The organism is Aequitasia blattaphilus (assembly GCF_024721305.1).
Lineage (GTDB): Bacteria > Bacillota > Clostridia > Lachnospirales > Lachnospiraceae > Aequitasia > Aequitasia blattaphila.
The window spans coordinates 1-12,069 of sequence record NZ_JAMXOD010000028.1 but is presented as its reverse complement, the minus strand read 5'-3'; the positions used below and the strand labels follow the sequence as shown (position 1 = coordinate 12,069).

The 12,069-nt window shown below is 38.2% G+C and carries 15 protein-coding genes and 1 tRNA gene; 10 read left to right on the top strand and 6 right to left on the bottom strand.

The window, feature by feature from the left end; translation table 11 throughout:
- Positions 1–56 precede the first annotated feature (56 nt).
- Complete coding sequence (locus NHH15_RS13865; protein WP_262067249.1) at positions 57–950, bottom strand: CPBP family intramembrane glutamic endopeptidase; 894 nt, start codon at positions 948–950, stop codon at positions 57–59.
- A gap of 141 nt (positions 951–1,091) precedes the next feature.
- Between NHH15_RS13865 and NHH15_RS13860 the strand changes: the two genes are divergently transcribed.
- Positions 1,092–1,583: a prolyl-tRNA synthetase associated domain-containing protein gene (locus NHH15_RS13860; RefSeq protein ID WP_262067248.1), complete on the top strand. Its 492-nt coding sequence runs from the start codon at positions 1,092–1,094 to the stop codon at positions 1,581–1,583.
- Between the two features lie 46 nt (positions 1,584–1,629).
- On the opposite strand, the gene argS is transcribed toward NHH15_RS13860, so the two are convergent.
- Entirely contained in the window at positions 1,630–3,396 is a 1,767-nt protein-coding gene (gene argS / locus NHH15_RS13855) for an arginine--tRNA ligase (RefSeq protein WP_262067247.1), read from the bottom strand.
- A 142-nt stretch (positions 3,397–3,538) separates the two neighbouring features.
- Here argS and NHH15_RS13850 point away from each other — a divergent pair, with 142 nt between their 5' ends.
- The 4 genes from NHH15_RS13850 (at position 3,539) to NHH15_RS13835 (ending at position 6,152) form a co-directional block, all read left to right on the top strand.
- The gene (locus tag NHH15_RS13850) at positions 3,539–4,177 is read left to right on the top strand and encodes a flavin reductase (RefSeq protein WP_262067246.1); all 639 of its coding nucleotides are present in this window, start codon (positions 3,539–3,541) and stop codon (positions 4,175–4,177) included.
- Between the two features lie 109 nt (positions 4,178–4,286).
- A complete protein-coding gene (locus NHH15_RS13845) occupies positions 4,287–4,658 on the top strand; it encodes a GntR family transcriptional regulator (protein WP_262067245.1) in 372 nt (123 codons plus the stop codon).
- Entirely contained in the window at positions 4,651–5,352 is a 702-nt protein-coding gene (locus NHH15_RS13840; RefSeq protein WP_262067244.1) for an ABC transporter ATP-binding protein, read from the top strand. Before NHH15_RS13845 ends, NHH15_RS13840 begins: the two co-directional genes overlap by 8 nt.
- Positions 5,346–6,152 (top strand): hypothetical protein, encoded by an 807-nt coding sequence (locus NHH15_RS13835; protein ID WP_262067243.1) that lies wholly within the window; start codon positions 5,346–5,348, stop codon positions 6,150–6,152. Before NHH15_RS13840 ends, NHH15_RS13835 begins: the two co-directional genes overlap by 7 nt.
- A gap of 45 nt (positions 6,153–6,197) precedes the next feature.
- Here the strand turns inward: NHH15_RS13835 and NHH15_RS13830 are convergent, their stop codons facing one another.
- The 3 genes from NHH15_RS13830 to NHH15_RS13820 form a co-directional block, all read right to left on the bottom strand.
- Positions 6,198–6,530, bottom strand: a complete 333-nt coding sequence (locus NHH15_RS13830; RefSeq protein WP_262067242.1) for a branched-chain amino acid transporter permease — start codon at positions 6,528–6,530, stop codon at positions 6,198–6,200.
- Positions 6,520–7,224: an AzlC family ABC transporter permease gene (locus tag NHH15_RS13825; protein WP_262067241.1), complete on the bottom strand. Its 705-nt coding sequence runs from the start codon at positions 7,222–7,224 to the stop codon at positions 6,520–6,522. Before NHH15_RS13825 ends, NHH15_RS13830 begins: the two co-directional genes overlap by 11 nt.
- 15 nt (positions 7,225–7,239) lie before the next feature.
- Positions 7,240–7,311: transfer RNA gene (locus tag NHH15_RS13820), tRNA-Arg, on the bottom strand.
- A 126-nt stretch (positions 7,312–7,437) separates the two neighbouring features.
- Here NHH15_RS13820 and NHH15_RS13815 point away from each other — a divergent pair.
- From NHH15_RS13815 to asrC, 5 genes are all read left to right on the top strand, one after another.
- Entirely contained in the window at positions 7,438–8,133 is a 696-nt protein-coding gene (locus NHH15_RS13815) for a Crp/Fnr family transcriptional regulator (RefSeq protein ID WP_262067240.1), read from the top strand.
- Between the two features lie 80 nt (positions 8,134–8,213).
- A complete protein-coding gene (locus NHH15_RS13810; RefSeq protein ID WP_262067239.1) occupies positions 8,214–8,984 on the top strand; it encodes a formate/nitrite transporter family protein in 771 nt (256 codons plus the stop codon).
- The gene (gene asrA / locus NHH15_RS13805; RefSeq protein WP_262067238.1) at positions 8,984–9,997 is read left to right on the top strand and encodes an anaerobic sulfite reductase subunit AsrA; all 1,014 of its coding nucleotides are present in this window, start codon (positions 8,984–8,986) and stop codon (positions 9,995–9,997) included. The genes NHH15_RS13810 and asrA overlap by 1 nt, the downstream gene beginning before the upstream one ends.
- The gene (gene asrB, locus NHH15_RS13800; protein ID WP_262067237.1) at positions 9,994–10,788 is read left to right on the top strand and encodes an anaerobic sulfite reductase subunit AsrB; all 795 of its coding nucleotides are present in this window, start codon (positions 9,994–9,996) and stop codon (positions 10,786–10,788) included. Before asrA ends, asrB begins: the two co-directional genes overlap by 4 nt.
- A gap of 10 nt (positions 10,789–10,798) precedes the next feature.
- Positions 10,799–11,767: a sulfite reductase subunit C gene (gene asrC, locus NHH15_RS13795; RefSeq protein ID WP_262067236.1), complete on the top strand. Its 969-nt coding sequence runs from the start codon at positions 10,799–10,801 to the stop codon at positions 11,765–11,767.
- Between the two features lie 54 nt (positions 11,768–11,821).
- On the opposite strand, the gene NHH15_RS13790 is transcribed toward asrC, so the two are convergent.
- Positions 11,822–11,965, bottom strand: coding sequence for a hypothetical protein (locus NHH15_RS13790; RefSeq protein ID WP_262067235.1), 144 nt, complete (start codon positions 11,963–11,965; stop codon positions 11,822–11,824).
- Positions 11,966–12,069 lie beyond the last annotated feature (104 nt).

The following is a 12,069-nucleotide window of genomic DNA, read 5'->3' as shown; positions in this document are numbered from 1 at the left end:
AAATAAAAACTTTTCGCCGAATTGTCTGATAATTTGACAATTCGGCGAAAACGGGTTTATTGTTCTTCATTTTTCACAATTGTTTCTTGTTGTTCCTCAATATTGCGTATCCACAAAAATATAATTGCTGCCCCACCAGCCACCAAAACTGTTGAAATCATTACGAAAGTTATGTTTTGATAAATCACCTGATAAAATTTGAAATATGTCAACAAAACAGATGTCATATTCATAATAATATGTCCTGCAATTGGAGCCCATACGCTACCAAATTTTTCATACAAATAAGCAAGCAGAATTCCCACTACAAAGGCATATATCATTTGTACCATATTGCCATGGACTACACTAAAAATTAAACTGGAGAAAATTCCGGCTTGTAAAAAACCGCCACTCTCCCTTTCTCTTCGAAAGATCAAGCCTCGATAAATAAGTTCTTCGCAAATAGGATTTAGAATTCCCAAAACAAGAATCTGGACTCCGATGCCTTTTGCATATAAGGTTCTTTGTACTGCCTCGTAGCTCTCCACCTTAGTAGTTATCTCGGATAGATTAATAATATTCTGTAATACATAATGGCTACACAGGCAAAAAAGCAGTAAGGAAACATACATAAAAACAGGTGCTTTTTTGCTGTATACAACTCCTGCTGCTTTTCTCTTCGCTTCATCCTTACGAAACATATAGATAAAAATCGGAAGAAGACAAAGACAAGCAATTCCTGTTGTAATAACTACATTTTCGTTTGCTATTTTTAGCACTTCTTCCAAAACCTTTTCCATTACACTTCGGTCAACCAAAGCCTGTTCTGCCTGTTCCGGATTTTTTGAAAAGTACATAAAAATAAAGATAAATGCTGACACCATACTTGCTGCAATCAATCCAATTTGGTGAATAATTGCCGGCATCCATATATAAAAAAATCGGTTTGTTACTGTGTTTTGATTCATTTTCTACCTCGCTTTTTGATTACCTTATCTATTCTACTTCCTTCTCTCCTATTATGCAAGGAAAACAAAGAAGCCATTGACGTTAACCTCTTTTTCCCTCATAATTAACACAAAGCACGAGATGAAAGGATGGAATGATTGATGACCCAGGATAAACAAGCAATTTATGACGAACTTGACAAATTGAAAATTCAGTATGAAGCTGTAGATCACAAGCCAGTCTATACCATGGAGGATATGGATGAACTTGGCCTTCCCCAAAAAGGAACTCTTTGTAAAAATTTATTTTTAAGAGATTCGAAAGGCAAAAGACATTTTCTTATTACCTGTGATGAAAACAAGACCGTTGATTTAAAATCCCTCGGTAAAAAGATTGGCGGCGGCAACCTAAGTTTTGCCTCTGAAGAACGCTTAGAAAAGTACTTAGGCCTCACCCAAGGAAGTGTCACTCCCTTTGGACTGATTAACGATACGAATCATTCCGTAGAGTTCTTTATCGATAAAGATCTGACAAAAGCAAAAAGACTTGGTATTCACCCATTAACGAATACCGCGACCGTATTTATAACATATAAAGACTTAGAGAAATTTTTATGGGCTGTTGATGCTGATGTAATGAAAATAGCTCTATAGGATTCCATAAAATAACAGAGTTTGCAAACTGCAAACTCTGTTATTTTTACATTCTCTCAGGCGCTTCAAATCCCAGTACATCAATACAGGACTCTAAAACTCGTTTCGTCAATAAAAGAAGTGCAATGTAACTTTCCTTCTTTTCTTCAATCTCTTCTGCCAAAATTTTTGTTTCATGATAGAATTTATTAAAATTATTACTTATGTCATATATAAACCCACAAATCTTATGGGGCGCTTGCTCTACAAATGCCTGCTCCATTACCTCATTATACTTAAGAACCTCCATCATCAATTCTTTCTGGCCCTTACTGTCTGCCATCATGAGCTTTACACTTTCCAGATTTCCGCCTCCTTCAACGTAACGATTTAAGATGGATTTGATACGCACAATGGTATACAGTACATAAGGACCTGTATTTCCCTCAAAGGAAGTGAATCGTTCCATATCAAACACATAATCCTTTGCTGCCTGATTTGATAAGTCTCCATATTTAAGTGCTGCAATTCCAACTACCTGTGCTATCTCTCTTGCCTCTGTTTCGTCTATTACACGGTTTTCCGTAATCTTCTTAAACATTTCCTCCTGAATATCCGAGATTAAAGACTCAAGGCGCATAACACCTCCGTCTCGAGTTTTAAATGGTTTTCCATCCTTTCCATTCATCGTGCCAAAGCCCAAAAAGGTTAATTTCGTATCCTCTGGTACAATCTTTGTTTTCTTTGCTGCACGAAAAACCTGAAGAAAGTGAAGATCCTGCCTTTTATCTGCCAGATAAGTAATACTGTCTGGATTGTAATCCTTTTCTCTTTGAACCAGGGTTGCCAAATCTGTTGTACTATAAAGACTCGCTCCGTCCGACTTTAAAATAATACAAGGCGGAATCTCTTTTGTATCCGTCTCTTCTTTTACATCCACTACCAAAGCACCATCATCTTCATGTGCATATCCATCGTCCTTCATTTTCTGTACCATTGGCGGAATGTATTTTTGAGCATCGGATTCACCCATCCACAAATCAAAATGTACATTTAATTTTTCATAGTTCTTCTTTAAATCTGTAACGGAAACATTCATAATATGCTTCCAGAGAGCATAGTAGCCTTTATTCCCATTTTGCAATTGGAAAGTGGCATTTAATGCTTCCTCCCGATATTGAGCATCTTCCTTGGCTTTTCCACTTGCCGTTGGGTAGATTTCCTCCAATTCATTAATTGTAAACGGCGCTTCATCAGGATAAGCATACGTAAACTCAGCATCAAAATAAGGCAACTCCGGATGACGTATTTTCACCTCCGTAATAATAAGTCCCATCTGATAGCCCCAATCTCCCAAATGAATATCTCCTAGTACTTTATGTCCCATCTTACGGCCAATTCTTTTAATACTTTCTCCAATGACTGCCGAACGAAGATGTCCTACATGAAGAGGCTTTGCCACATTTGGACCGCCATAATCTACCATGATCATCTGTGGTTCTTTTGCCTCTTGGATTCCTAGATTCTCTTCCCCACTCATTCCGCTTAAATAATCACAGATAACCTTCTCATCAATTGATAGATTCAGAAATCCCGGTGCTACTGCTTCCACTTCTTTAAAGATATCATTCTCCTTCAGAATCGCCTCAACATCTTTTGCAATCATAATTGGTGCCTTTTTATATTTTTTCGCTCCTGCAAGCGCACCATTGCATTGGTATTCACATAGGTCAGGTCGGTTTGAAAGAACCACTTTTGCCAAAGCAGAATCATATCCGGCAGACTCGAATGCATTTCCCAATTCTTTATCTAAAATATCTATAAACTTTTCCATATTTTCCTCCTGAAATCACTTGTCATTCCCTTATTCTATCATAGGTTCAGCCACTATTCTATCACAGGTTCCCATCCCTTGCAAAAAAATTATCTTTATGTTATTTTTGATTCAACAATAAGCATTAAGGAGGTAAATATTTATGAACACAAAAGTTTTTCATCAGATATCCTATGGTCTTTATGTTATCACTACCTTGGATAAGAATCGTCCCACTGGCTGTGTCGCAAATAGTTCTATGCAGATTACATCTTCTCCTGCCACATTGGCACTTAGTATGAACCACGACAACTATACCAATCAGTGCATAAAAGAATCCGGCTATTTTGCCATCAATATTCTAGGCGAAAATACAGATAATACATTAATTGGAACCTTTGGTTTCAAAAGCGGAAAAGACATCGATAAGTTTGCTGGAATTGATTACGATACTAAAGAAGGTCTCCCCATCTTAAAAAACACTTGTGGGTATATTATTTGCAAGGTTATTGATAAGATGGAAACCTCTACTCATACCGTATTCTTAGGGGAGGTTCTTGATGGCGATGTTCTGTCTGAGGATAACCCCATGACCTATTCCTACTATCACAAAGTGATAAAAGGCAGGGCTCCTAAAAATGCACCTACCTACATTCCAAAAGAGGAACCTCAAACGAAAGAAACTTGGGTTTGCAGTGTATGCGGCTACGTATACGACCAACCAGAACCTTTTGAGTCCCTCCCTGATACTTGGACATGTCCAGTATGTGGTGTTCCCAAAAGTAAATTTGAAAAAAAATAATTTTCATATATCATTTTTCTTTAAAAGTCAGGCATTCGCTTGACTTTTTTTGTTTTTCGTATTATTGTATTATACATATAGTACAAGCTTTGAAAGGCGGGATAACACTATGACATGGAATTTAGATAATAGTCGTTCTATCTACTTACAGCTTATGGAAAAAATCGAAAAAGATATTATATCTGGTGTATATAAACCTGGTGACAAGCTTCCTTCGGTTCGTGATCTGGCAGTAGATGCTGCTGTAAACCCAAATACAATGCAAAAAGCATTGTCAGAATTAGAACGCAACAAACTGGTTTATTCCAGGCGTACAAGCGGAAGATTTATAACAGAGGATGAAACCTTAATTAAAAGCCTAAAAAAATCTTTGGCAACAAAAAACACCCAGGATTTTGTCGAGAACATGAAGCAGCTGGGCTTTTCGAAAGAAGAAATATTACACTTAATCGATGAACTAAAGGAGAATGAGGATGAATAAAATCTTAGAGTGCATTGAACTCACAAAAAAATATGCCAATAACTTCTGTGCAATCAATCAATTGAATTTAACACTTTACAGCGGACAGATCGTAGGATTATTAGGACCAAACGGAAGCGGAAAGACTACATTAATTAAAATGATTAATGACTGTCTCATTCCGACAGGGGGAATTATCTACGTAAACGGCAATCCCGTTGGGATTCACTCAAAAGAGGATATTTCCTATCTTCCTGATGTACTTAGTTTAGATGAACACCTTAAGGTAGAAGAACTCGTTACTTATTTTAATGACTTCTATAAAAATTTCAATCCTGTAAAGGCACACCAGATGATTCTTGATTTAGGCATCAACCCCTCAAGCCGTCTCCGTACCCTTTCAAAAGGAACCAAAGAAAAAGTTCAACTGATTTTAACCATGAGCCGGGATGCAAAGCTCTTTATTTTAGACGAACCAATTGGTGGCGTTGATCCCGCTTCCAGGGACTATATCCTTCATACAATTTTATCCAACTATAATCCAGATGCGACAGTGCTTATTTCTACTCATCTTATTGGTGAAATCGAAAATATCATTGACCGTGTACTCTTTTTGCAAAATGGTCAAATCATTTTAAACTCAACTGTCGATGAGGTAAGAGAGCAACACCACAAATCCGTAGACCAACTTTTCCGGGAGGTATTTCGATGCTAGGTAAATTAATAAAATACGACTTCAAAGCAATCAGTATCCCTTTACTGATTTTACATAGTGCACTTCTGCTATTTACAATCTTTTCCCGTTTTTTCGTTTTTAATCACATTGATTATAGCGAAAATAATCCTCTAAGCTTATTTACCTTTTTGTTTGTGTTGCTATTCTACATTGGTAACATTGCGATATCTCTGGGAACCTACGTTATTATCGCTCTTCGTTTTTACAAACATTTATTTACCGAGAAAGGTTATCTGGCGCGTACCTTACCCGTCTCTTCACTTTCTCATCTTCTATCGAAAACAATTGTGGGAATCGTCTGGGGATTTGTCAATACAATTCTCATTACCTTTTGTACTGCATTTGTAATTTTTACTCCATCCTTTTTTAAAGCAACTAACTTAATAGGAGGAATGAATGTATTTTTTCAAGTATTTGGATTTCATAATTCTTTCCAAGTCGCTTTCTTCCTAATTGCTACTGTTATTCTCACGTTGCTTAGCGTTATTTGCTCCATCGCATTGATTTATTTAGCAATTGCTTTAGGCTCTTTATTTAGCAATCACAAAATACTCGCTTCCATTGCCTTTTATTTTGTTCTTAATTTTGCCTATAGCATGATTAGCTCTATTGTAATGCTGCCACTCTTTGTAAAATCAACTTCTACTTTTGAAAGCATTCGCAATCTTCCACACCTTTTGTTTTCTACGTATGGAATTTTGTCAATTGTAATCATCATACTTTCGACACTATCGTATTTTGTCATACATTATCTTATGGATAAGAAAATCGATTTGTAAAAAAAGCTGTAAAACATCTTCTCTCTTGAAGTGTTTTACAGCTTTTTAAAATACCATCTGTACTAAAATCATATAGGAAATCGTTCCAACTCCAATGCTTAAAAGAGTGTTTCTCTTCCATACATGAAGTGCTCCTGTAATCAATACTCCTATTACTTCTGGCAATCCAAATGGATGGCTCGTCAGTGATACATTCCGCAGACAATAAATCACAAGAAGTCCTATAATAGAAGGTGTCAATACGTCTCCTAAGTACTTCACGGTCGGTGGAATTGGTTTGCCTTTTGGAAAAAGCAAAAACGGCGCTACTCTTGTTGCAAAAGTGGTCAGAGCGACTAAAAGAATAATGACAAACGATAAAAGTGCATTAACCCGCATACTCTTCTCCTCCCTTTACAAAAACTTTTTTCCCAGCCAGAAGAACGATAATAATACAAATCATCGTCGGAAAGACAAACCGATCTGCTCCAAACACACAGACTCCTAAAGCAGAAAGTGCAATACCCACAAGAGCAGGTCTTCTGTTTTTCGTCTCCATCCATTGTTCAATAAAAAGTACAACAAAAAGTGATGTCATCGCAAAATCAATTCCGGTAGAATCAAACTTAATATAAGTTCCTGCTAATCCTCCTAAAAAAGAACCAAATACCCAGTAAAACTGATCCAACAAAGCAATTGCAAAAAGAAACTTCTCCTCTTCCACTCCTTCTGGAGTTTTTGTTGTTGCCAAAAGAGAATAGGTCTCGTCTGTCAAGCCAAAAATCATATACCATCTCTTTTTTCCCATTTTATTAAACTTATCTAGTAATGATATTCCATAAAAAATATGTCGTACATTTACCATCAAGGTTAACAGCACAACTTGAATCAACGAAAAACCCGGCACAAAAAAATTAACCGCCAGATACTGTCCCGATCCTGCAAATACCAGTAAGCTCATAAGTATCGCCCACCAAAAAGAATAGCCCTTTTCAGCATACATCACGCCGAAGGCTATTCCAATAAATAAGTATCCGGTTAATACCGGAATCGTATATGGAAATGCTTTTTTAAATGCCTTTTTATACCCCATCTTCCTTCTCCTAAACACATCTGGGCGGATTCGAACCGCCGCTCCTGCCTCCGGAGGGCAGTGCTCTATCCCCTGAGCTACAGATGTAAATGTGACCTGTATTATTATATTGCTTTTCTATAAGAACTGTCAATACAAAGATTACTTTTTACTTTTTATTGATTCATTTCTAAAAAAAGGATAGAATAATAAAAAACGTAAAGGAGTCTTAATATGCTACCACAAGTCTCTGAAAAATCACTTTTAATATGTGAAGTCCTTCAAAAAGCCTCTCCAGCATCTCTTTCTGCCCTAGTGCGTATTGCCAAGCAGAAAAAAATCAAAAAAGGAAACCACCTTTTCTGGGATAAAGAGTCGGTGAAGTATTTATATTTTGTAATGGAAGGACAGATTTCCTTATATAAACAAAGCGCTAACGGCGAGAAAAAGGTTATTTTTGTCTATGGTTCAGGGAATATGTTGAATGAGGTTATGCTTCAAGACCTACCTGCTTCAATTAATTGTGAAGCCTTTTCCGACTCCTTAGTTCTCTATTTCCCAATTAAAGAATTCGAAAAAGTCCTGGAGAATGATTATCCCCTTTGCAAAGCTGTCATGGATTCTATGGCGACAAAAATACGTCGTCTTTATCGTCAAATGAAAAACACTACTGGCTCTTTGCGGGGAGACAAAAGAATTGCCGCAAAACTTTGGAAGCTTTCCCAAGACCACGGAACTCCTTGCCAGGAGGGAGTGCAGATAAATCTGGAGTTAACAATCACATACCTTGCAGATATGTTAGGTTCTAAAAGAGAGACTGTTTCACGACAGCTAAGACTCCTAAGTGATGAAGGACTACTCATTCAGAACGGTAAATATTTTATCATCCCCAATCGAAATAGGCTTATGGAATACTTTAAGGCTCCGTGATATAAATCACGGTAGAATCCTCCTTTGAATGTTATTATTTTGTCAATATAAAAATAGTAACATTTAAAGGAGGGATTTTTTTGTTTACAGATGATTTATTCGCTGCTGCAAACGCAGCAAAAAGCAAGGTGAGCTTTCTAAGAAACAATCCTATTGGTTATTTCTTAGCTGCTATGCTGGCTGGTGCCTACGTTGGCTTTGGAACCTTACTCATCTTTACAATCGGTGGTCTACTGGAGGGCGCACCGTACACCAAAATCGTTATGGGAGTATCCTTTGGAATTGCCTTGAGCTTAGTAGTCATTGCAGGCAGCGAACTTTTTACAGGAAATAATATGGTTCTGGCAATGGGAACACTGAGCAAAACTGTCACATTAGGAGATACTGTCAAGCTTTGGATTACCTGTTGGATCGGAAACTGGATTGGCTCCATTTTCCTTGCCCTGCTCTTCTGGCTTGCCGGATATGCGACTGGCGGAGTTGGTTCCTTTATTGCTTCCACCGCTGCAGCCAAAATGAGTATACCTTTCTTTCAGCTTCTACTTCGTGGTGTACTTTGTAATGCCTTAGTCTGTCTCGGTGTATGGTGTGGAATACGGTGTAAAAGCGAAAGCGGAAAGCTCATTATGATTTTCTGGTGCCTCTTTGCCTTTATCACCTCTGGCTTTGAACATAGTGTAGCCAATATGACTTTACTTACAATCTCCCTACTCTCACCTATGGGAGAAGCTGTTAGCCTGTCCGGATATCTTTACAACATATTTGTTGTCACACTTGGAAATATGATTGGTGGAATCTTTTTGATTGCTCTTCCATATCATATCATTGGAAAAAGAAAGGATGTGAAATAATGGGTTATCAATTCAACACAGAAACTTTCAACAAAGTTCTTCTGAAGCTCCAGCAGGAATATCGTATTTTTGCCCCAAAGCGTTTTGTTTTAGAAGGAGCATTTTCAGATACCGACTCAATTCGATACGATGAAGTATCTTCTCTGGAGGAAATGGAGCTGAAAGAAAAAAGTTCTCACTCATTTAAAGAAGCTCTTATCCCTGCCTCAGAGACCTTGTTTTACTTTACCGAAGATTACGTTCGCGAGGCAAACCCTACTAGTAAAAGCTCGATCCTATTCCTGCGAAGTTGTGATATCCATGCTCTAAAACGACTGGATGAAATTTATCTGCACAACGGCGGAGAGGATTACTTTTACAAAAGATTGCGGGAAAACCTCAAAATCTTTTTAATTGGATGTCCAAGTTCTTTTCAGAATTGCTTTTGTGTTGATATGGAATCCAATGTATCAACTGAATATGATGCCGCTATCAACTTCCACGAGGACAGTCTTTTAGTAGATTGTAAAAACCCTGATTGGATTCAAATAATGGAAGAAAATGCACTCGAAAAACTATCGGTTGAACCTGAATACGTAACGCAAAACCAGGTACATGTAACCATCCCTTCTGACTTGTCCTCATCTGTAGCAAAAAGCTCATTATGGAAGGAATACGATAGCCGTTGCATTGCCTGTGGAAGATGCAATTATAGCTGTCCTACTTGTACCTGCTTTACCATGCAGGATATCTTTTATACTGATAACGGAAAAGCAGGGGAAAGAAGGCGGGTTCAAGCTTCTTGTATGGTGGATGGATTTACAGATGTTGCCGGTGGGGGAAGCTATCGAAAAACTTACGGTGAACGTATGCGCTTTAAAGTATTACACAAGGTTTTAGATTACAAAGAACGCTTTGGATACCATATGTGTGTCGGGTGCGGAAGATGTGATGATGTCTGTCCTGAGTATATCAGCTTTTCCAACGCCATTAACAAATTAGATGAAATGACAAAGGAGGTGTCAGAACAATGATTACGAATGAATATATCCCCTTCTCCTCTCGTATTCTAGATATTACAAAACATACTGCTATCGAATATACCTTTCGCATGGAGTATGAAGGAAAGGTGAGACCTGGACAATTTTTCGAAGTCTCTATTCCCAAATATGGTGAAGCACCTATCTCCGTTTCTGGTATCGGCCAGGGATATGTGGAATTAACAATACGTCGAGTCGGGAAGGTAACAGAGGAAATCTTCGAACATTATAAAGGAGATTCTCTCCTTATGCGCGGTCCTTATGGAAATGGATTTAATCTCGATGATTATCGTGGAAAAGAGCTTGTTATTGTCGCTGGTGGTACTGGGTTATCTCCAGTTCGCGGAGTAATTGATTACTTTGCAACACACCCCCAAGAAGTAAAGAGTCTCACTGTAATTGCAGGTTTTAAGACCCCTGGCGATATTTTGTTTTTTCAGGATATCAGCAGATGGAAAAAAACCGCAAACGTTATTTTAACTGTAGATTGTGGAGAAGCTGATTTCGAGTGTCAAATAGGACTTGTTACAGAATATCTTCCCCAATTGACTTTCACAGATATTTCCAATACAGCAGCCATCGTTGTTGGACCTCCACCAATGATGAAATTTACATGTCTCGGTCTTTTGGATATTTCCATTCCAGAAGAAAACATCTGGATTAGCCAGGAACGAAAGATGTGTTGTGGAATTGGAAAATGCGGTCACTGTAAGATTAATGATGTGTACGTTTGTGTCGATGGTCCTGTATTCAATTATACAAAGGGCAAAACATTGATAGATTAGGAGGCTGAAAATGGATTTAAATACAAAAAAGCTTAAAAAGAATGCATTCCGGGTCACAAAAGTCCGCGGAAAAACTGCCAGCCGCATCCGGGTTCCAGGGGGACATTTAAATGCCCAGCTTCTCAGTCAAATCCAGGCAATTGCGGAAACTTATGGCAACGGAACTGTCCACATTACTTCCCGTCAAGGATTTGAGGTTCCAGGAATCGAATTTAAAGACATGGATAAGGTAAATGAACTTCTCCAACCCATCATTGAAGCCTTGGATATCAATCAAACTGTACCAAATTCAGGTTATCCTGCAGCCGGAACACGAAACGTCACTGCATGTATCGGAAACAGAGTCTGTCCCTATGCATGCTATGATACCTCCGGGTTTGCAAAACGAATTGAAAAAGCAATCTTCCCCAATGATTTGCATTTTAAAATTGCCCTGACAGGATGCCCAAACGATTGCGCCAAAGTTCGTATGCATGATTTTGGAATTATAGGAATGACCTCTCCCTCTTTTGACCCCAGTCGGTGTGTATCCTGTGGTGCTTGTGAAAAATATTGCCGTAAAAAATCCGTTCAGGCAATCGAAATGATTAACGAAAGACCGAGACGAAACGAAGAAAAATGTATTGGCTGTGGAGAATGTGTTATTAATTGTCCTATGCGTGCATGGACTCGCGGTGAAGGCGAAAACAAACGGTACCGTCTCACTCTTCTTGGCCGTACCGGGAAAAGAAATCCTCGTTTAGGTGAAGATTTCATAAAATGGATTGATGAAGAAAGTATAATTAAAATTATCTTAAATACCTACGATTATGTCAAAGAATATATTGCAAAAGACGCTCCTGGGGGCAAAGAACATGTCGGTTATATTGTAGACCGCACCGGATTTGAGGAATTTAAAAAATGGGCGTTAAAAGATGTACAGCTCCCCTCTGAGGCCATTGTCTATGATCCGATTTATTGGAAAGGACCTAAATATTAAGGACGTCATTAAGGACGGAATTGAAATTTGTTTATTTCAATTCCGTCCTTATTCCTATTCCTCTTCACTTGTTGAACGAACTATTATCCCCAGACGTTTTGCCAGCCCAACTGCCTGATACGTATTTACAATAGCTCCTTTTAACTCGATTGGCTTTTCCGAGAGCACAATTCCCTCTATTTCACAGGTTGGTGACATACTCCCACCACTTGAATGCTATCATTCTGAAGTGGGGGCTTCCTGTTCAATATTCCCAATGGAATAAGTATCTGCAGGCTATCCCCGTATGCCCTACGGTTTGT